Annotated in this window: 17 protein-coding genes; 12 read left to right on the forward strand and 5 right to left on the reverse strand. The window is 69.1% G+C overall.

The genetic code is table 11. The annotated features are described in order from the left end of the window. Positions 1–126 precede the first annotated feature (126 nt). From C3E87_RS07705 to C3E87_RS07735, 7 genes are all read left to right on the forward strand, one after another. On the forward strand, positions 127–822 hold the full coding sequence (locus C3E87_RS07705; protein WP_076061280.1) for a DUF3662 and FHA domain-containing protein: 696 nt from the start codon (positions 127–129) through the stop codon (positions 820–822). Then, positions 823–1,284: an FHA domain-containing protein gene (locus tag C3E87_RS07710; protein WP_076061282.1), complete on the forward strand. Its 462-nt coding sequence runs from the start codon at positions 823–825 to the stop codon at positions 1,282–1,284. Further along, the gene (locus tag C3E87_RS07715; protein ID WP_076061284.1) at positions 1,284–2,807 is read left to right on the forward strand and encodes a PP2C family serine/threonine-protein phosphatase; all 1,524 of its coding nucleotides are present in this window, start codon (positions 1,284–1,286) and stop codon (positions 2,805–2,807) included. Before C3E87_RS07710 ends, C3E87_RS07715 begins: the two co-directional genes overlap by 1 nt. Then, positions 2,807–4,222 (forward strand): FtsW/RodA/SpoVE family cell cycle protein, encoded by a 1,416-nt coding sequence (locus C3E87_RS07720; protein ID WP_233120758.1) that lies wholly within the window; start codon positions 2,807–2,809, stop codon positions 4,220–4,222. Before C3E87_RS07715 ends, C3E87_RS07720 begins: the two co-directional genes overlap by 1 nt. Next, on the forward strand, positions 4,219–5,646 hold the full coding sequence (locus C3E87_RS07725; protein ID WP_076061286.1) for a penicillin-binding protein 2: 1,428 nt from the start codon (positions 4,219–4,221) through the stop codon (positions 5,644–5,646). Before C3E87_RS07720 ends, C3E87_RS07725 begins: the two co-directional genes overlap by 4 nt. 67 nt (positions 5,647–5,713) lie before the next feature. Next, the gene (gene pknB / locus C3E87_RS07730; RefSeq protein WP_076061288.1) at positions 5,714–7,624 is read left to right on the forward strand and encodes a Stk1 family PASTA domain-containing Ser/Thr kinase; all 1,911 of its coding nucleotides are present in this window, start codon (positions 5,714–5,716) and stop codon (positions 7,622–7,624) included. A 150-nt stretch (positions 7,625–7,774) separates the two neighbouring features. Next, complete coding sequence (locus C3E87_RS07735) at positions 7,775–8,416, forward strand: aminodeoxychorismate/anthranilate synthase component II (RefSeq protein ID WP_076061290.1); 642 nt, start codon at positions 7,775–7,777, stop codon at positions 8,414–8,416. 99 nt (positions 8,417–8,515) lie between these two features. On the opposite strand, the gene C3E87_RS07740 is transcribed toward C3E87_RS07735, so the two are convergent. The 3 genes from C3E87_RS07740 to mmsA all read right to left on the reverse strand — a co-directional run bounded on the left by C3E87_RS07740 (position 8,516) and on the right by mmsA (position 12,679). Further along, the gene (locus tag C3E87_RS07740; protein ID WP_076061292.1) at positions 8,516–9,661 is read right to left on the reverse strand and encodes a sugar-binding protein; all 1,146 of its coding nucleotides are present in this window, start codon (positions 9,659–9,661) and stop codon (positions 8,516–8,518) included. 101 nt (positions 9,662–9,762) lie between these two features. Beyond that, positions 9,763–11,085, reverse strand: coding sequence for a sugar ABC transporter permease (locus tag C3E87_RS07745; RefSeq protein WP_076061294.1), 1,323 nt, complete (start codon positions 11,083–11,085; stop codon positions 9,763–9,765). Positions 11,086–11,116: 31 nt separating this feature from the next. After that, positions 11,117–12,679 (reverse strand): multiple monosaccharide ABC transporter ATP-binding protein, encoded by a 1,563-nt coding sequence (gene mmsA, locus C3E87_RS07750; protein WP_076061296.1) that lies wholly within the window; start codon positions 12,677–12,679, stop codon positions 11,117–11,119. A gap of 148 nt (positions 12,680–12,827) precedes the next feature. Between mmsA and C3E87_RS07755 the strand changes: the two genes are divergently transcribed. Together C3E87_RS07755 and C3E87_RS07760 are read left to right on the forward strand one after the other, a co-directional pair. After that, the gene (locus C3E87_RS07755) at positions 12,828–14,012 is read left to right on the forward strand and encodes an ROK family transcriptional regulator (RefSeq protein WP_076061298.1); all 1,185 of its coding nucleotides are present in this window, start codon (positions 12,828–12,830) and stop codon (positions 14,010–14,012) included. Next, entirely contained in the window at positions 14,005–14,763 is a 759-nt protein-coding gene (locus C3E87_RS07760) for an ATP-binding cassette domain-containing protein (RefSeq protein ID WP_076061300.1), read from the forward strand. Before C3E87_RS07755 ends, C3E87_RS07760 begins: the two co-directional genes overlap by 8 nt. Before the next feature lie 30 nt (positions 14,764–14,793). Here the strand turns inward: C3E87_RS07760 and C3E87_RS07765 are convergent, their stop codons facing one another. Beyond that, positions 14,794–15,810: a LacI family DNA-binding transcriptional regulator gene (locus tag C3E87_RS07765; RefSeq protein WP_198928241.1), complete on the reverse strand. Its 1,017-nt coding sequence runs from the start codon at positions 15,808–15,810 to the stop codon at positions 14,794–14,796. A 110-nt stretch (positions 15,811–15,920) separates the two neighbouring features. On the opposite strand from C3E87_RS07765, the gene C3E87_RS07770 reads away from it, so the two are divergent. Continuing rightward, positions 15,921–18,800: a glycoside hydrolase family 32 protein gene (locus C3E87_RS07770; protein WP_076061304.1), complete on the forward strand. Its 2,880-nt coding sequence runs from the start codon at positions 15,921–15,923 to the stop codon at positions 18,798–18,800. A gap of 60 nt (positions 18,801–18,860) precedes the next feature. Here C3E87_RS07770 and C3E87_RS07775 read toward each other — a convergent pair whose 3' ends face one another. Beyond that, on the reverse strand, positions 18,861–19,634 hold the full coding sequence (locus C3E87_RS07775; protein WP_233120759.1) for a DUF881 domain-containing protein: 774 nt from the start codon (positions 19,632–19,634) through the stop codon (positions 18,861–18,863). 128 nt (positions 19,635–19,762) lie between these two features. Here C3E87_RS07775 and C3E87_RS07780 point away from each other — a divergent pair, with 128 nt between their 5' ends. Both C3E87_RS07780 and C3E87_RS07785 read left to right on the forward strand, forming a co-directional pair. Further along, positions 19,763–20,047 (forward strand): cell division protein CrgA, encoded by a 285-nt coding sequence (locus C3E87_RS07780; protein ID WP_076061306.1) that lies wholly within the window; start codon positions 19,763–19,765, stop codon positions 20,045–20,047. Next, a partial coding sequence (locus tag C3E87_RS07785; RefSeq protein ID WP_076061308.1) for an HAD family phosphatase occupies positions 20,044–20,665 on the forward strand: 622 nt, incomplete at its 3' end. The genes C3E87_RS07780 and C3E87_RS07785, both read left to right, overlap by 4 nt.

Consider the following 20,665-nt stretch of genomic DNA (forward strand, 5'->3'; position numbering starts at 1 on the left):
GGCCACCACCGCGGGGCAGGAATGAAGCGGGCGTCAGCAAACACCCTGCGTGAATCGAAGTGGCCTCATCCCTGAGGGTAGACTGCGCGGGTACCGTTGCGTCCGGACGACTCGGGAAGGAGGCGCATGGGAGTCTTCGACAAGGCTGAGAAGCGGATCGAATCCGCCGTTGGCAAGGTCTTCGCACGGGCCTTCAAGGGCTATGTGCACCCCGTCGAGATCGTCGCGGGGATCCAGCGTGAGCTGGACGCCGAAGCCAAGCTCCTCTCCCGCGAAAAGCGCCTGGTGCCCAATGCCTTCACCATCGGCCTGTCCCAGGGCGACTACGACAGGCTCGCGCCCTACTCCAAGACCCTCAACGCCGAGATCCTGCCCTCCATCCGCGACCACGCGGCAGACAGACAGTACGTCTTCAACGGCCCCATCTCCATCGACTACGAACTGGACACGTCCCTGCCGACGGGCCAGTTCACCGTCGCATCCGAAGCCATCGCGCCGGAGACCCGCAAGGAATCGCCGCGCCCCGGCCGCCTCGTGCTGGAGGTCAACGGCGTGCGCCACCCCCTGATCGCCCCCGGCATCCTCATCGGCCGCGGGAACGAGGCGGACCTGCGCCTCAACGACCCAGGAGTCTCCCGCCGCCACGCGCTCATCAGCGTCGCCGGGGACCCGCAGCACCCCGTCATCACCATCGAAGACCTGGGTTCCACCAACGGCGTGCACGTCAACGGCAGCCGCATCAGTAAGACGAGGATCGGAGAAGGCACCCGCATCGAGATCGGGAACACCAGAATGTTGGTCCACACGCCTTCGGAGACCTGAGTGTCGGATCTCGTGATCGCGGCGATCAAGATCGCCTTCCTCGGCCTGCTCTGGCTGTTCATCCTCTTCGTGGCCAACGTGGTGCGCACGGACATGTTCGGCCGTCGCGTGCCCGTGTCCTCGCTGAGCGCCATCCCCGCAGACCGGGGCCGCGGCAAGAACCGCTCCAAGCTGCCCACCCGCTTCGCGGTCACGGCCGGCCCGCAGCAGGGCACCTCCGTGCCGGTGGAGCCCACGATCAACCTCGGGCGGGCCGCGGATTCCACGCTGCTGCTCGACGACGACTACGCCTCCGCCCGGCACGCGCAACTGGTGCAGAAGGACGCCACCACGTGGGTGATCTCGGATCTGCAGTCCACCAACGGCACCTATGTCAATGGCAAGCTCGTCACTGAGCCCACCAGGGTCACCGTCGGCGATGTGGTGCGCATCGGCAAGACCCTCATGCGACTGGAGATCTAGTGACCTTCAGCCTCCGCTTCACCGCCCACTCAGAGGTCGGCCGCATCCGGAAGAACAACCAGGACGCCGGCTACGCCTCCCCCACCATGCTGCTGGTGGCAGACGGCATGGGCGGCGCGGCAGCAGGGGACCTGGCTTCCGCCGTGGCCTCCACGGAGGCGGCCCGCTCAGACGTGCACGACGAGGTGCGCGCGGCGGACGGTGAGGAGCTCCTCTCGCGGATCGCCGGCATGATCGCCCGGTCCAACACCAAACTCACAGACCTCATCGAATCCAACCTCGAACTCGACGGCATGGGCACCACTTTCTGCGGCGCCCTGTTCAACGGGACAGAGTTCGGGCTGGCCCACATCGGCGACTCCCGCGGCTACCTCCTCCGCGAAGGCACCCTCTCCCAGTTGACGCACGACCACTCGTGGGTGCAGTCGCTGATCGACGAGGGCAAGATCACGCCCGAACAGGCGGCCACCCACCCCCACCGCTCGCTCATCCTCAAGGTGCTCAACGGGCAGGTCCACTTCGAACCGGACCTCATGGTGCACGAGGCGCAACTGGGCGACCGCCTCATGTTCTGTTCCGACGGCCTCAGCGGCCTCGTCGACGACGACGTCATCGAGGAGGTACTGCGGGGCCAGGACCTCGACGACGCGGTGGCCACGCTGGCCCGTTTCGCCAACGACAACGGCGGCCACGACAACATCACCATCGTCCTGGGCGAGGTCGTCGAGGCTGATCCCGAGCTCGACGCCACCCCTGCCCTGCTGGTGGGCTCCGCCGTCGAGGTGGAGATCCCCCGCACCGGCGGCCCCGCGGCGCTGCCCACTGGTCACGGCTATCCCACCACGCCGTCGGACGTGCAGGTGGAGCACGACGCCGAAGAGGCCGCCCGCTACGCGCCCACGGAGGACAAGCCCCGCTGGCCGGGCATCATCGCGACCTTCCTCGCGATCGCGCTGGTGGTGGCCGGCGGCTGGTGGGCCACCTCGTCGTACGTCTCCAGCCGGTACTTCGTCTCGGCCGACGACGGGCAGGTCGCCGTCTTCAACGGCGTGCCCGGCAACGTGTTGGGCGTCGAGCTGCACAACCTGGTGGAACGCACCGACATCCCGGTGGACAACCTTCCGCGCTTCTTCCGCGGCGAGGTCGAGGCGTCCATCACGGTGGGCTCCGTCGAGGCGGCGGAACGCACCGTCGGGACCCTGCGTGAACTGGCGGACAACTGCGTCGCCATCCGCGAGGAGCGCCGCCAGGAGCGCGAGAACCCTCCCGCGTCCCCATCTCCTGAGCCGCAGGAATCGGCATCGCCAGGGCCGGCCGATGAGTCGCCTGAGCCGGTCGAAGAGGGGCCGGGCCTGCCCGGGGACCCGCTGCAGACCACGTCGCCCGGGTCGCCGATCACCGCGCACGTCCCCCCGCTGCTGGCGCCCCACACCCCTGAACCCCTGGAGACGCCCACCCTCGGCGAGGAGTTGGCCACGCTGGAGCCGGCCCCGGGCGAAGAGGCCGACCTGGAGGACTGCTGATGTCCGCGCAGGCGCAGGTGATGCCCCAGGTGGCGGATGAGGTCATCGTCTACAAGAAGCGGCGCAACGTCGAGCTGCTGCTGCTCGTGCTGGCGCAGAGCTTCGGGTTCGCCGGCTGGGTCATCACCAACCTCAACCTCTACGGCGAGCTGCCCACCACCATGCCGTTGACGGCCGCGCTCTGGTACGGCCTCGGGCTCGCGACGCACCTGGTGGTGCGCTTCAAGCTGCCCTACGCAGACCCCGTGATCCTGCCCACGGTCTTCCTCCTCAACGGCCTCGGCCTGGCCATGATCTACCGCATCGACCAGATCCCTGAGCCGGTCCGCACGGATTCGACGATGCAGCTCGTCTGGACGACGCTGGGCCTGGTGCTGTTCGCGCTGGTGGTGTTCCTGCTGCGCGACCACCGCCGCCTCCAGCGCTACCCGTACCTGCTGTTCTTCGGCGGCCTGAGCCTGCTGCTGCTGCCGCTGGCGCCGTTCATCGGCCACGCGTCGGGCGGGGCGCGCATCTGGATCCGCGTGTTCGGCTACTCGTTCCAGCCCGCCGAGATCGCCAAGATCATGCTCGCCATCGCGTTCGCCGCCTACTTCTACGAGAAGCGCGACCTCCTGGCCCTGGCCGGCAAGCGCTTCCTCGGCATCGACTTCCCCCGCGCCAGGGACCTCGGCCCCATCGCCGTCATGTGGCTCGCGTCGCTGGCGGTCATGGTGTTCCAGAACGACCTGGGCACCTCGCTGCTGTTCTTCGGCCTGTTCACCGTGATGATCTACATCGCGACGGAGCGGCCGGCGTGGCCGATCATCGCCGGGCTCGCGTTCGTCGCCGCCGGCATCGCGGCCTACAACTTCACCAGCCACGTGCCGCGCCGCGTCAACGCCTGGCTGGACCCGTTCTCCGACTACGACCGCAACCTGCAGATCATCTCCGCCCAGTTCGGGCTGGGCTGGGGCGGGCTGTTCGGCCGCGGCTGGGGGCTCGGCCGCCCCGGGCTCACCCCCCTGGCGAAGTCGGACATGATCGCAGCAGCCATCGGCGAGGAGCTGGGCGTGCTCGGCCTGATGGCCGTCATCCTGGCCTACGCCCTGCTGATCGCCCGCGGCTTCAAGACCGCCGTGACCTCGCCGGACGGGTTCGGGAAGATGCTCGCCGCCGGCCTCAGCTTCGTGTTCGCGCTGCAGGTCTTCGTCATCATCGGCGGTGTCACGCGCCTGCTGCCGCTGACCGGCCTCACCACGCCGTTCATGTCCCAGGGTGGCTCGTCGCTGATCGCCAACTGGATCATCATCGGCATCCTGATGGTCATCTCGCACCGGAGCCGGCAGCCCCAGGCCGCCACTGCGGCGCCGCAGGATGTCGCCCAGCTCGAGGCCTCGTCGCTCGACGACGCGACGGCGGTGATCAACCGGTGAACGGACCCATTCGCAGGGTCGCCTCCTTCGTGGCCCTCCTGCTGGCCGCGCTGCTGGTCAACCTCACCTGGATCTCCGTGGTGCGGACGGACTCGCTCAATGAGGACGGCCGCAACCGCCGCGTCCGCGACGCCGAGTTCTCCCGCAACCGCGGCACCATCCTGGTGGGCAACACCCCCATCGCGCAGTCGGTGGAGCGCAGCGGCCGGTTCCCCTACGTGCGCACCTACCCCGCCCCGGAGCTGTGGAGCTCGGTGACCGGGTGGTACTCCTACGACTACGCCCGTTCCGGGCTCGAGCAGAGCTACAACCAGCAACTCGCCGGCACGTCGTCGTCGCAGGCGGCCAGCCGGGTGGTCGACATCCTCAGCGGCAGGCAGGGGCGCGGCGCGAACCTGTCCACCACGCTCAACCCCGCCGCCCAGGCCGCAGCGGTGGCCGCGCTCGGCAACCAGCGCGGCGCCGTCGTCGCCATGGACTACACCACCGGCGCCATCCTGGCCCTGGTCTCCACGCCCACCTACGACCCCAACCGCCTCGCGACGGTGGACCTGGCCGCGGAGCGCGACGCCTGGTCCGAACTGCTCAACGCCCCGGAGGAACCGCTGAAGAACCGGGCCACGCGCGAGGTCTACCCCCCCGGGTCGACCTTCAAGCTGATCACCGCGGCGGCCGCACTCGAGGACGGCATGGTGCCCTCCACCGAGGTCGACGCCCCCGCGTCGCTGCGGCTTCCCAACTCCTCGCGGTCGATGGGCAACTCCACCAACTGCGGCGGCACCAGGGTCACCCTCGAACAGGCCATGAAGACGTCGTGCAACACCGCCTTCGGCAACATCGGGCTGGAACTGGGCGCCGAGAAGATGATCGAGATGGCGGAGAAGTTCGGGTTCAACCAGGACCAGACCATCGACATCTCGGCCGCCACCTCCCGCTTCCCCACGGAGATCGACGAGGCCCAGACCGCGCTAACCGCCATCGGCCAGTTCGACGTGGCCGCTTCTCCGCTACAGATCGTGCAGGTGGCGGCCGCCATCGCCAACGGCGGCGAGATGATGCGCCCCCACCTGGTCTCCACCGTCACCAACCGCGACCTCACCGTGCTCACCGCCACCCAGCCGTCGTCGCTGGGTCGCCCCATCTCTGAGTCCACGGCGCAGCACCTGCGCGACATGATGGTGGCCACCGTGGAGGACGGCACCGGGCGGCCCGCGCAGATCGACGGCGTCGTCGTGGGCGGCAAGACGGGCACGGCCCAGACGTCGCCGGACCGCCCGCCGTACGCGTGGTTCGTGGGGTACGCCGAAGACCCGACGGTCGCCGTCGTGTCGTTCATCGAGAACGCCGACGTGGAGCGCGACGACATCTCCGGCGGCCGCCTGGCCGCCCCCATCTTCAAGGCTGTTGTGGAGGCCCTGCGGTGAACTTCTCAGACTTCTCTCATGTGCATGCTTCAAGATGGTGCGTGACCAACCGAAAGGACCGGGTGCGATGACAGAGCGAGGAGCCCTGCTCGGCAACCGCTACGAACTCGACCAAGTCATTGGTCGAGGTGGCATGGCCGAGGTGTGGCGCGCGCGGGACGTGCGGCTGGAACGTGACGTCGCGATCAAGCGGCTGCGCGTCGACCTGGCCAGCGACCCGACGTTCCAGGCCCGGTTCCGCCGGGAGGCCCAGTCGGCCGCGGGGCTGAACCACCCCAACATCGTGGCCGTCTACGACACGGGCGAGCAGCTCGACACCGTCTCGAACGTGTCCGTGCCCTACATCGTGATGGAACTCGTCGAGGGCGTCACGCTGCGTGACGTGCTGCGCGGCGGGCGCAAGCTCGTGCCCGAGCGCGCGCTGGAGTTCACCGCAGGCGTGCTGGACGCCCTGGCGTATTCGCACCGCGCCGGCATCATCCACCGCGACATCAAGCCCGCCAACGTCATGATGACGTCCAACGGCACCGTCAAGGTGATGGACTTCGGCATCGCGCGCGCCGTGGCGGACACGTCCGCCACCATGACGCAGACCGCCGCCGTGATCGGCACCGCCCAGTACCTGTCACCAGAGCAGGCGCGCGGCGAGAAGGTCGACAACCGCTCGGACATCTACTCCGTCGGCTGCCTGCTCTACGAACTGCTGACGTCGCAGCCGCTGTTCAAGGGCGACTCGCCGGTGAGCGTCGCCTACCAGCACGTGCGCGAACAGCCCGTGCCGCCGTCGCAGATCGACCCCGAGGTCACGCCGGAGATGGACGCCATCGTCCTGAAGTCGCTGTCGAAGGACCCGAGGGACCGGTACCAGGACGCCTCGGAGATGCGCGAGGACATCCTGCGGTCCCTCAGCGGCCAGCCGGTGCTGGCCGCCGCTCCGGCGGACGTCCCGACGCAGGTGATTCCGTCTGACCCCATGACGACGACCGCCCGCCGCGGCGTGATGCCCGCAGACCCCACCGTCGCCTCCACGAACTCGCCGGTGGTGCCGCCGCCGATGGTGCCCGTCGAGCACCTCGCCGACGAAGAGGAGGAGCCCCGCTCCCGCACCGGCATGATCGTGCTGGCCGTGGTGGGTGGGCTCGTGGTCATCGGCCTCATCATCGGCCTCCTGATGCTGCTCAACCCGCCCGGCCCCACGGAGACCACTCCGTCGCCCACGCCGTCGGCGTCACCCACGCCGTCGCCGTCGCCCAGCACGGAGTCGCCCACGCCCAGCCCGTCGCCCTCGCCGTCGCAGAGCCCGACGGTGGAACTGGTGCTCATGCCGGACGTGATCGGCATGAACCGCGCCCAGGCTGAGAACGTGGTGCGCAACGCCGAACTCCAGGCTGTCGTCGAGGAGCGCCCCGGCACGGCTGACGACCGGGGGCAGGTCGTCGACACCAACCCTGTCGCCGATGTGGAACTGGAGCCCGGCTCCGAGGTGACGCTGTACGTGTCCACCGGCGTCGAGACCCGCACCATCCCGGAGACGGTCACGGGCATCAACTACGACGCAGCCGTGGACCTGCTGACCGCCAGCGGTTTCACCAACATCCAGGAGGCCGTGCAGGCCGAGCCGAAGGATGAAGGCCCCAACGCGAACCTCGGCGATGTGATCATGACGGACCCGGCTCCGGGTGCAACCGTTGCCATCGACACGCCCATCACGCTGTACGTCGCGACGGGCAACTCGATCGTGCCGCGTCTGACCGGCCTGAACCAGGCCGACGCCACCGCCGCCGCCGCGGAACGCGGCTTCACCATCACCGTGGTGGAGGAGGAGTCGACTGCGCAGGTGCCCGGAGTCGTCTTCGAACAGGAGGCGATGTGGGATGAGCCGTGGCCGCGGAACCAGCCCTTCCAGGTGAAGGTCGCGAAGGCCCCGGCCTCCGAGTCCCCGGCACCCTCCACCCCGGCGGCATCACCGACACCGTAGCCTCGTCACGACCCGCTAGACGTCCACCAGGCGGAGGGCCCCCGCGAACTGAGGGGGTACCCCACCTGGTGGACGTTTACCGTTGTCCTGCCGTGGGGACGCCGATGGAGCGGCGGGGCCGCACCGCGCCCGCGGTGGCACAATGGCTCCGTGGCCCGCATCCTCGTCATCGACAATTACGACTCGTTCGTCTACAACATCGTGTCCTACCTCGCCCAGATCGGCGCGGAGGTCGAGGTGTGGCGCAACGACGACCCCCGCTTCGCGGACGAGCGCTGGCACGAGAGCTTCGACGGCATCCTGATCTCCCCCGGCCCCGGCACGCCTGAAGCCGCCGGCGTCTGCATCGACGTGGTGCGCACCCTCAGCGGCGTGAAGCCCATCTTCGGGGTCTGCCTGGGCCTGCAGGCCATCGGCGTCGCGTTCGGCGGCGTCGTGGACCGGGCGCCCGAGCAGCTCCACGGCAAGACTTCACCCGTGTTCCATGAGGGCACGGGCGTGTTCAAGGGGCTGCCCTCACCCGTCACCACCACCCGCTACCACTCGCTGGCCATCATGGAGGACTCGGTTCCAGAGGTCCTGGAGGTCACCGCCCGCACGGAGAGCGGCGTCATCATGGCGGTGCGGCACCGCGAGCTCGCCGTCGAGGCCGTGCAGTTCCACCCGGAGTCGGTCCTCACCGAGGGCGGTTACCAGATGCTGGCCAACTGGCTCACGGAGTGCGGCGACACCGACGCCCCCGCCCGCGCCGCGGGGCTCTCGCCCCTGGTCACGGCGGACCTGAGCCACTGACCAAGAGCACGCGGAAGCCGCCCGGATCCTGACGGATCCGGGCGGCTTCTCCCATTCAGTCGAGCGGCCACGCGGCGCGGCCGGCTCTCACGAGTCTGGTCAGGCCTGGTTGTCCTCGAAGAGCTTCATGCGGTCAGCGTCGTTGGCGAAGACCTCGGCGGCGTTGGCCTTGGTGACGACGACGGGGTCGAGCTGGTAGATGTCGACGTCCTTGGTGCCGTTGTTCTCCTGGGTATCGGCGGCAGGGAGGCCTGCCCCCGACTGGAGGGCCTTGATCAGCTCGACCGTCTTGGCGACCAACGCGTCGGTCGGCTTGGCGACGGTGGAGTACTGCTCGCCCTTGGCGATGGAGACGATCGACTCGTTCTCGGCGTCCAGGCCGTCGACCACCGGGATCCTCGACTGACCGGCCTGCTTCACCGACGTCAGGATGGCGCGGGCGATGCCGTCGTTGGGCGAGAGGACGCCGTGGATCTCCTTGTCGGAGTAGAAGCCCGAGAGCAGGGAGTCCATGCGCGACTGCGCCTTGGCGTTGTCCCAGTCCTGCGTGGCGACCTGGGTGAAGTCGGTCTGGCCGGACACCACGACGAGGGTCCCGTCGTCGATCTTGGGCTGCAGCACGCTCATGGCGCCCTTGAAGAAGTTCGGGGCGTTGGGATCGGCCGGACCGCCACCGAAGAGTTCGATGTTGTAGGGGCCGGGGCCAGTGGCCTCGAGTCCTTCGAGGAGCGACTCGCCCTGCAGTTCACCGGTGCGGACGGAGCCGAACTGCACGACCGCGTCGACGGCGTCGGTGTTCTCGATCAGGCGGTCGTAGCCGATGACTGCGACTCCCGCGTCGTGCGCCGTGGTCAGCACGGAGCCCAGCTGGGTGCCGTCGACCGGGCCGACGACGATGACCTTGGCGCCCTGCTCAATGAGCGCCTCGATCTGCTGCTGCTGTTGCGGCACCTTCTGGTCGGCGCTCTGGATGAGGGGCGTGAACCCGGCCTCCGTGAGCTGCGCCTCGAACATGGTCTCGGCTTCCTTCCAGTTCTGGGTGCCGAGCCACGGGAGGGCCACGCCGATGGTGGCGCCGGCGGGGAACCCGCCCTCGCTGCCCGCGGTGGTGGCCTCGCCGGCAGCCGGGGTGGTGCCGTCGCCGGCCGGGGAGGCGTCGCCGCCCCGTCCGCCGCCGCAGGCCGTCAGGCTGAGGGAGGAGATCAGAAGTGCTGCCACGACTGCGGCTGTGCGCTTCAACTTCATGGTGGTGTTCCTTTCGGAGTTTTTGGGCAGCGTCGCCCAGGGGTGGGGTGGCGGAATGCCGGTAAAGGGGGTGTGACGAGGGGCGCCGGTGTGGGCCGGGATCAGGACGGAATGGTGGCCTTGTTGTCGGCCGCCGGGCCTTCGACGGGGACCTCGGGGGTACCTGCCAGGTGCTGGGCCTCGGGCGTCCCTGCGGGGACCTCCGCGACGTCGGGCTTCTTTCCGACGTTGCGCATCAGCGTGCCGATGATCGACGGCTTGCCCTGGTTCTTGTTGTGCACGTCGAAGGCGACGGCGGCCAGCAGGACGAGGCCCTTGATGACCTGCGTCTGGTCCGCGCCCACGCCCATGAGCATGAGCCCCGAGTTCAGGACGGCCATGACCAGGCCACCCACCATCGAGCCGACGACGGTGCCGATGCCGCCGGAGACCGCGGCGCCGCCGATGAAGACTGCTGCGATGGCGTCGAGCTCCCACATGGTTCCGTCGGAGGGGCCCGCGGCGGTGGAGCGACCGATGAAGAGGATGCCCGCGACGGCCGCGAGGAAGCTCATGTTGGTCATGACGAGGAAGTAGGTGCGCTGGGTATTGACGCCCGAGAGCGCGGCCGCGGCCCTGTTGCCGCCGACGGCGTAGATGTGGCGGCCGAAGCGGGTGCGCTGCGTGATGGTGTGGTAGACGATCACGAGCACGACGAGGATCAGGCCGGGGATGGGGAACGACGTGCCGGGGCGGCCGCTGCCGAACAGCCAGGTGACGTAGCCGATGACGGCTGCGATCAGGACCACGCGGGTGCCGGTGACCCACAGCGGGATCTCGGAGCCGCGGGCCTTGGCGTGGCGGCGTCGGTTGACCTCGCTGTACGCGAACCAGGCCAGCGCGAGGAGCCCGAGCAGCAGCGTCGAGTTGTTCAGACCGGTCCAGGCGGGCCCCCACTCGGGCAGGTAGCCGGCGCCGAGGTAGGAGAACTGCGCGGGCACGGGCACGGAGATGGAGTGCGACATCCAGATCACCAGACCGCGGAAGATCATCATGCCCGCCAAGGTGGTGATGAACCCCGGGATGCCCATCTTGGCCAACCAGAAGCCGTGCCACATGCCCACGAGCACGCCGAGGACGAGGCCGAGCAGGAGGCCCGCCCACCAGGGGAAGCCGTACTGGGCGATGGAGATGGCCACGCTCATCCCGACGAAGCCGGCCACCGAGCCGACCGAGAGGTCGATCTGTCCGATGACGATGACCATGACCATGCCGATGGCCAGGATCAGCACGTAGGCGTTGCCCGAGATGAGGTTCTGGAAGTTGGACGAGGTCAGCATCCGGCCGCCGGAGATGACGTTGAAGACGACGACGAGCGCGATCAGCGCCAATGCCATCGTGTACTGCTGGAGCTTGCCTCCAAAGACCTGCTTGAGAGCTTTCATGATGGTTCGATCTTCCATGGTGACTGCGCCGTCAGGCGGAGAGAGCCGGGGCCGCCGGCGCGGTGGACGTGGTGGTCATCCGGCGCATCAGGGTTTCCTGATCCGCCTCGGATGCCGGGAGGTCGCCGGTGATCCGGCCTTCGCAGATCGTGTAGATCCGGTCGCAGATGCCGAGCAGTTCGGGCAGCTCCGAGGAGATGACGATCACGCCCTTGCCTTCATCGGCGAGTTGATGGATGAGTTTGTAGATCTCGTACTTGGCACCGACGTCGATGCCCCGCGTCGGTTCGTCGAGGATGAGCAGCTCAGGTGAGGAGTACATCCACTTGCTGAGCACCACCTTCTGCTGGTTGCCGCCCGAAAGCGTGGCCACGCCGACGTCGACCGAAGAGCTCTTGATCCGCAGCTCGCGCCGGTACCGTTCAGCCACCTCGGCCTCGAGGCGCGGCTGCAGCAGGAACCGTCGCACGATGCCGTTGAGGTTGGCCGAGACGACGGTGGCCTTGATGTCGTCGATGAGGTTGAGGCCCAGGTTCTTGCGGTCCTCGGTGACGTAGGCGATGCCGGCGGCGATGGCCTTGTGGACGGTGTTCGCGTGCACCGGCCTGCCGCCGATGAGCAGTTCGCCGGAGCGGTAGGTGCCGTACGAGTGGCCGAAGATGCTGCGCGCCAGTTCGGTGCGCCCGGCGCCCATGAGGCCGGCGAAGCCCACCACCTCGCCACGGGCCACCGTGAAGTTGGCGTCCTTGACGACGAGGCGGCCGGGGACGCTGGGGTGTTCGACGTTCCAGCCGCGCACCTCGGCGAGGGTCTCACCGATCTTCGGGGTCCGGTGCGGGTAGCGGTTCTCGAGCGAGCGGCCCACCATGGCGCGGATGATGCGGTCCTCGTCGACCTGCCCGGCCACCACGTCGTAGGTCTCGACGGTGCGGCCGTCGCGGATGACGGTGACGGCGTCGGCGACCGCGGCGATCTCGTTGAGCTTGTGGGAGATCATCAGGCAGGTGATGCCCCGGGCTTTGAGCCCGCGCATGAGGTCCAGAAGGTGCGCGGAGTCGTCCTCGTTGAGCGCCGAGGTGGGCTCATCGAGGATGAGGACCCGGACGTTCTTGGACAGGGCCTTGGCGATCTCCACCAGCTGCTGCTGGCCGACGCCGAGCGTCTTGACCTGGGTGTCGGGGCTGATGTCGAGGCCGACGCGGGCCAGGAGGTCGACGGCCTGCGTGCGGGCCGCCTCCCAGTCGATCAGCCCTCCGCGCATCACCTCTGAGCCGAGGAAGATGTTCTCCGTGATGGACAGTTCCGGGATGAGGGCCAGCTCCTGGTGGATGATCACGACGCCGTGCTCCTCGGAGGACTTGATGCCGTTGAAGTGCATCTCCTCCCCCTCGAGCAGGATCTCACCCTCGTACGTGCCATGCGGGTAGACCCCGGACAGCACCTTCATGAGGGTGGACTTCCCGGCACCGTTCTCCCCGCAGATGGCGTGGATGTCAGCGCGACGCACGGACATGGTGACGTCGTCGAGCGCCTTCACGCCAGGGAACACCTTCGTGATGTGGCGCATGTCGAGCAGCAGTTGCCCAGCAGTCATCTACGTCTCCTTCGACTGTCGCTGTCCTCTATGTCAACGATGTCATAAATGTACGAGTCTCCAACCTTGTCGTCAAGTCTTGAACTCAACCGTTACCGTTTCGTGATGCTGCGTTCAAGCTTTAATGCTCGCTGGTAGGGTTTGCCGCATGAGGGAAAGCAGCGGAGCGCCCGGCTCACAGGCCTCGCTGCGCGAGGCGAACAGCGCCCGCATCCTCGAGGCGGTGAAGCTCTACGGCCAGCTCACACAGGTCGAGCTCGCCGCCGCCACGGGCCTCTCCCCCGCCACCGTCTCCAACATCGTGAAGCAACTGCTGGCGGCCGGCACCGTCGAGACGTCGGCGACGACGCGCTCCGGACGCCGCGCCCAACTCGTCACACTGGCGCGCGTCACCTCCCTCGCCCTGGGCATCCACATCCGCCCACGCGCGCTCGAGATGTCGCTGGTCGACGCCGGCTACACCCAGGTGGCCCGGCAGCACCTGCCGCTGCCGCCGGAGCACCGCTTCGACACCACCCTGGACCGCGCCGCGATGCTGGCCGCGGAACTCGCCGATCAACGCGGGCTCGCGCTGGCGGACCTGGTGGGGATCGGCGTCGCGATGCCGTCGGCCAACCGCGGCGGTGCAGTCGTCGGGCTGCCGACATGGGACGACGTCGACGTGGCCGACATCATCGAGCGGCGACTGCACCGGCCCGTCCTGGTGGAGCGCGAGACCGACGCCGCCGCCCTCGCGGAGGCCCGCATCGGGGCCTTGCGCGGCGCGGCGTGCGGCGTGTACGTGCGCGTGGGTGAGGTGACGGATTCCACGATCGTGCTCGGGGGTGCCGTGCTGCGCCCGGGTTCGGCTCCCGCGGCGGGGCTCGGTCACGTCCGGGTCGCTCCGGACGGGGCCATCTGCCGTTGCGGTGCCCGCGGCTGCCTGAACACCGTCGTGTCGATCGAGGCCCTGCGCGAGTTGGTCCGGATCAGCCACGGCCCCCTGTCGCTGCGCGACATGGTGGCGGCGGCGAACTCGGGCGACAGGGGCTGCCGGCAGGTCGTCGCCGACGCGGGGGCCGCGATCGGTGCCGCGCTCGCAGACATGGCCACCACCGTCGGGCCGGACCGCATCGCCGTGGGCGGGCCGCTGGCCCAGGCCGCCGACGTGCTGCTGGGGCCCATGCTCGACGCCCTGGGCGCCAGACCACTCCTCGCCGACGCGGGCTCCCTCCTGGTGCCGGGGCAGCTCGGGCAGGAAGCGGAAACCCTCGGCGTCGTCGCCCGCGTCTTCGACATGATGTCCTTGACGTCTGTGCTGGAAACATCTTCGGGAGGGGAACAACGTGGCTGAACCGCTGTTGGAGCTCAGATCCGTGCACAAGACCTTCGGCGGCGTGCAGGCGTTGGTCGACGTGGACCTCACGGTCCGCGCGGGCGAGGTGGTCGGCCTCGTCGGCGACAACGCGGCCGGCAAGTCCACCCTCGCCCGCATCGTCGCGGGCGTCTACCAGCCCGACGCGGGGCAGGTCCGGCTGGCAGGCCGGCCGGTGGCCATCGCATCGGCCAAGGCTGCCATCGCGCTCGGCATCGCGACGGTGTTCCAGGAGTTCGCGCTGGTGGAGAGCCTGGACGTGCCGTCGAACATCTTCCTCGGCCGCGAACTGACCCGCAGCGACGGGCTGCTGGACGAGTCACGCATGGAGCTCCTAGCCCGCCAGTACCTGGACCAGCTCAGCAGCCGCATCCCGGACTTGAGCGTCCCCCTCCACCAGCTCTCGGCCGGGCAGAGGCAGTGCGTGGCCATCGCGCGCACCCTCGTCACAGACCCGCGGCTGGTGATCCTGGACGAGCCCACGGCGTCGCTGTCGGTGGGCCAGACGGCAGAGGTGTTGAGCCACGTGGAGCGACTCCGGGAGCTGAACCTCGGCGTCATCCTCATCAGCCACAACCTGGCGGACGTGCGCTCCGTGGCGGACCGCATCGAGGTGCTGCGCCACGGCCGCAACAACGGCTCGTTCGCGGTGGACGAGGCAACCTACGAGAACGTGCTCTCTGCCATCACCGGCGCCACGCGCCACACGAAGCCCGCCGCGCGCCTCTGAGCCGACGGCTCGACGGCGCGGAGCCCATGGTCAGGAACGCCCGGCTGTGATCTCGCCGGAGCCCCGGACGATGAGGCGCGTCGGCACCACCACCTGCTCCGGGCTCAGGCTCTCCCCCCGGACGCGGGCGATCAGCCGGGTGGCCGCCAGCTCTCCCAGCGCGTCGGGGTCCTGCGCGATGACCGTGATGCCCGGTCGCACCAGGTCGGCCAGCGGGATGTCGTCGAAGCCCACCAGCGCGACGGAGCGTTCCAGACCCAACCGCTGCAGCGCCCGGACGGTGGCGATCGTGATGTCGTTGCGGCCGGACAGGATGGCTGTCGGCGGCGCGTCGGATCCCATGAGTCGCTCGATGGCGGCGATCACGGCCGCCTCGTCTCCCAGGTCCGTCGTCACGGTGCAGTCCGGAAGGTCACGGGTGGCCTCGCGGAAGCATGCGGTGCGTTCCCTCGAGGTGCTGATCACCTGCAGGTTGGACAGGAAGGCGATCCTGGTGTGCCCGTACCCGCGCACGTGCTGGACGGCCGCTCGGACGCCGCCGGCGTTGTCGGAGGTCACGGAATCACAGTCGACGCCGGGAGCCGGGCGGTCAGCGAACACGACGGGCCAGCCGCGCTCGAGTTCACGGGCCAGCAGCGAGTGGTCCTCGCGCACGGTGAGCACGATCAGCCCGTCGAGCCGGCGCGCCACGAAACCGCGCAGGCGCGCGAGTTCGACGTCCGGGTCGTCCTCGGTGCTGGCCGCCAGCGTCATCATCCCGTGGTCGTTGGCAACCCGCTCCACCGCGCGGTGCAGGTGCGAGTCGAAGGCGTTGCCCACACTCGACAGCAGCAACCCGATCGCCCCCACACCCCCGTCGCGGCGACGCAGGTCCGAGGCCTGCTGGTGCATCACGTAGCCCATCTCGTCCGCCGCGCGGAGCACGCGCTCCGCCGTGGCGGACGCGACGTTCGGCTCGCCGTTCATGACGCGGGAGACGGTCTTGATGGCCACCCCTGACGCGCGGGCGACGTCACGCATCGTGGGGCGGGAGGAGTTGGGGAACATGCGAGTCATTTTGCCGTCAAATCTCATGAACGGCGAACTAATGATCAAGGTGACCCCACCCTTTGTTACCCTCTGCCATGACAACGTTGTCACCAGAAGGGAAACAACCAATGGAACGACTGACCAGGGCAGGAATCGCCCTCACGGTGGCGCTCGGCGCCGCCGTCGGGCTCCCTGCTGCAGCCGACGACACGGCCGGGCAGGAGCCCTACCGCCCGGCCTATCACTACACGCCGGAACTCAACTGGATGAACGACCCGAACGGGCTCGTCCACCACGACGGCGTCTGGCACCTCTACTACCAGCACAACCCCTCCGCGGACACGTGGGGCAACATGTCGTGGGGCCACGCGACCAGCCCGGACCTGCTGCACTGGAGCGAGCAGCCGCTGGCCATCGCCCAGACGTTCAACGGCGAGGGGCAGTCGGTCGAGGACATCTTCTCCGGCTCCATCGTGGTCGACACGGAGAACACCAGCGGCCTCGGCACCACCGACAACCCGCCGCTGGTGGCGCACTACACCAGCGCCTACACCGGCGCACATCCCACGCTGGCGGGCATCCAGGCACAATCGGTGGCCTACTCGCTCGACGGCGGCTACACTTGGGAGAAGTATGCGGGCAACCCCGTGCTGGACCGGGGCTCGCAGAACTTCCGCGACCCGAAGGTGAGCCGCTACACATCGCCGGAGACCGGCGAGTCGTACTGGGTGATGGTCGCCGTCGAGGCGCTCGACCACCAGGTGGTGCTCTACCGCTCCGACGACCTGCTCGAGTGGACCTACCTCTCCACCTTCGGCCCGGCCAATGCCACCGGCGGCATCTGGGAGGTGCCAGACCTGTTCCCGCTGACGGTCGACGGCACCGACGAGACCAAATGGGTCATGGTGGTCAACCTCAACCCTGGATCCCCCGCGGGCGGCTCAGGTGCCCAGTACTTCGTCGGCGACTTCGACGGCGTGACCTACACCGCCCAGAACGTCGTCTCGGGTGACGAGGTGGTGCCCGGCACCGTCGTCGAGGACTTCGAGTTCGGGACGTGGGCGGATTCCGGGTGGACCGTCGCCAACGACCCGGGCAACGAGTTCAACGGCCCCTTCGGCGACGGCCCCCAGCCCGGCGCCTGGCGGGACCAGCAGGCCATCAACGGGCACCGCGGCGACCGGCTGGTCAACAGCTTCGTCGGCTGGGACTGGCCGGTCGGCACGATGACCTCAGCGCCGTTCAGGGTCGAGGAACCCTGGCTCAACCTGTTGGTGGGCGGCGGCAACCACCCGCGCGTCGACGGTGGCCAGCTCGGCAATGAGCCCCCCGCCGGCACAGCGCTCTGGAACGGCTTCGAAGGCCTGCGCGACGGCGGCAGCCTGGCCGACCTGGGCTGGGTGGGCACCGGCGATCTCGCGGCCACCGACAGCCCGGCCTACGCCGGCGGTGACTACTACCTGGGCGACGCCCGCATCAACACGTGGGAGGGTGGCCCCAAGGGCGACGACAACACCGGCACCCTGACCTCGCCGTCGTTCCCGATCGACGACGACCACCTCTCCTTCCTGGTCGGCGGCGGTCGCGAGCGGCCGGGCCTGGCCGTACAGCTCATCGTCGACGGCGAGGTGGTGCGCACCGCGGGAGGCCAGGACGCCGGCGCGCTGCAGTGGACCAGCTGGGACATCGCGGAGTTCCGCGGCCGCGACGCCGCGTTGCGCATCGTCGACGAGGTCGGCGGCGGCTGGGGCCACCTGACGCTCGATCACGTGGTCATCGGCGACGAGCCGGCCGTGCCCCGTTCCTCCGAGACCACCGTCAACCTCGTGGTCGACGGCGAGGTCGTGCGCACCGCGACCGGGCGCGATTCGGAGCTGCTCGACTGGGTGGCGTGGGACGTCGCCGAGTTCGCCGGCCAGGATGCCCAGCTCCTCATCGTGGACAACAACCGGTTCGGGTGGGGCCACATCCTGGTCGACGACATCGTGGCCGCGGACGCCCCGCAGCCCCGCCGCGTCGAGACCTACGACTGGCTGGACTGGGGCCCGGACCACTACGCGGCCATCTCCTTCGCCAACGTCCAGGACGGACGCCGCATCATGATCGGATGGATGAACGACTGGCGCTACGCCAACGCCATCCCCACGGCCCCGTGGCGCAGCGCCAACACCCTGCCGCGCGAGGTCACGCTCGAGCTCGTCGACGGTTCCTACGCGCTGCGCCAGGTGCCGGTGCGCGAAGCGTCCTCGCTCGAGGTGCCTTCTGAACGGTTGCGGCGCACGAACGTGGCGGTGGACGATTCGGTCGTCGCGCTGCCGTGGGCGTCGGATGCGTTCAAGCTTGACGTGACCGTCGAGCCGCAGGACGCCTCGTTCGCGGGGGTCGCCGTTCGCACCGACACCGCCTTCGGCACCGACAGCGGCGAAGGCACGCTGGTGGGCATCGACGCGAGGAGCGGCCGGCTGGTGGTGGACCGGACCCGCTCCGGCGTCACGGGCTTCCACTCGCAGTTCGCCGCCGTCGACTCGGCACCGTTGGTCAACCCGGACGGCACCGTGACGTTCACGGTCTACGTCGACCGGGCATCGGTCGAGGCGTTCGCCGAGGGTGGCCTCCGGACGATCACCAGCCAGGTCTTCCCAGATCCCGGATCACTCGGCCTGTCGCTGGTGAGCGAGGGTGGCACGGCACGATTCGTCTCCGTGGTCGCCACTCCCCTCACCCCCAGCGTCCACACCGGCGCACAGCCGGTGGACGCCTCGGTGGTGTCGGCGAACTGCGAATCCGGTGTCGTCGTCGAGGTGTCGAACCCGACGGACGAGCGGCAGGCAGTGCGGCTCTCGTCGGTCTCCGGGGTCCGGGACGTGACGTTGGCAGCCGGTCAGACGACCAGGGTCACGCTGGAGGGGCAGCCGTCACTGGCCGCCGGCTCCCTGTCTGTGGCGGCGACGGCGAAGCCGAGCCAGACCGCCAGCTGGACGTCGGTGAGCATGCCGGCCTGCAGCTGACCTTCTGTGAAACGGCTCGGGCCGTGGCGGTGGCCGCGGCCCGAGCCGTTCGCTGTGCCATCAGTTGGGGCGGGCGAACCGCACGCCCGTGGACCCGCTGAACGACGGCAGTTCCAGCGTGCCCACGCCCTCCACCGAGTAGCCCAGCCGGTAGGCCTCCACGTACTGCCGGTACACCGACACCTCGGGAGACTCGTCAAGCGCGGCCTGCATCTGGGTGCGGTCGCCGATGGCCTCGATCACGTACGGCGGGGCGTAGGGGATGCCGTGCAGCACGACCGTGTTCCCCACGCACTTGATCCCGGTGGTGGAGATCACCCGCTGGCCCTGGATGCTCATCGCCTCCGCGCCGCCCGCCCACAGCGCGTTGACCACCGCCTGGATGTCCTGCTGATGCACCACGAGCGCGTCGTCGTCCACGCCGGGGGGCCGCACGTCGGCGGGTGCGTCCGTGAGCGCCACCCGGATACCCGGACCAGTGACGGCGACCATGCTCGCCTCGCGCTCCGCGAAGACCAGCTCCGAGGAGAAGTCACCCGAACCCTGCCCTCTGGTGAGCTCGTTCACCTCGGCCTGGAGCGCGTCGACCTGCGTGCGGAGCTCCTCGTTGCGCCGGCTCTGGCTGATGATCAGGTCGCGCATGTCGGCGGTGCGGTCGCTGCGCAGGTCCGTGCCGCGCGCGGCGATGGCGGCCACCGTCATCATCAGGCCAGCGATGACACACACCAGGATGGTGGTGGTGCGGCCCCGCGGCGACCGGGAACGCAGCTGGTTGCGCGCCATGACGGTGCGCATGGCGGAGACCCGCTCCCTCAGCACCGGCCACAGTTTCATGGGCCCAGAGTACGTGGCGCGGGGGCATCGACGAGGGCGTGAGCCCGCCGTCGTCCATCATGAGCGCGCAGATGTGGGCATTGTCGCCGGCGTCAATTAGGCTAGGCGAGATCTTAGAAGGAGACATCGTGGCGGAATCCAAGGTTCGCAAGCAGGCTGCTGACAAGCAGAAGCGCAAGCGCCTGTCTGAACTCGCTGAGCAGCGCGCCGAAACCGCGCGTCTCGCCCCCGGCGGGCGCAACTGGGTGCCGGGCGTGTTCATCCCCATCGGGCTCCTGGGCGTCGCGTGGATGGTTGTCTACAACCTCGCGGGCCAGGACATCGGCTTCATGCGCTCCATCGGTGACTGGAACGTCGCCATCGGGCTCATCCTGATCGTCGTCGGCTTCTCCGGCATGACGCTCTGGAAGTGACCCGCACCCTCGGCGTCTTCGACGCCGTCATCTTCGATTTCGACGGCACCCTCGCAGATTCCACCGCCGCCATCGTGCGCGCCGCCGCCGCATGGGCCAGTGAATTCGGCGTGGAACCCCGCCACCACAGCCAGTACACCGGCCTCCCCAGCGACGTCATGGTGCGCGCCCTCCTCCCCGCCGACAGGTTCGACGAGGGGCACGCACGCATCGAGCAGTTGGAGATCGAGGACGTCGCGGATGTCATCGCCCTGCCCGGCGCCCTCCAGGCGCTACAGGCGGTGCCCGCCCAGCGATCCGCCATCGCCACGTCCTGTTCGGCGCCGTTGCTCGATTCCCGCATGGTCGGCACCGCGCTGCCCCGTCCGTCGGTGGTGGTGACACGTGACGAGGTGGTGCTGGGCAAGCCGGCGCCGGAGTCCTTCGAGCTCGCCGCCCGGCGCCTGGGGTTCCCCGCTGAGCGTTGCCTCGTGGTGGAGGACGCCCCCGCCGGCGTGGTGGGTGGCCGTGCGGCCGGTTGCTCCGTGCTGGGCGTGCTGACGCACCACACGGAGGACGAACTCGGTGCAGACTGGCACGTGACAGACCTGTCGCAGGTGGTCTTCGAGGCCCGGGCCG

Source organism: Tessaracoccus sp. ZS01, assembly GCF_022342445.1.
In the GTDB taxonomy this organism is placed as follows: Bacteria; Actinomycetota; Actinomycetes; order Propionibacteriales; family Propionibacteriaceae; genus Arachnia.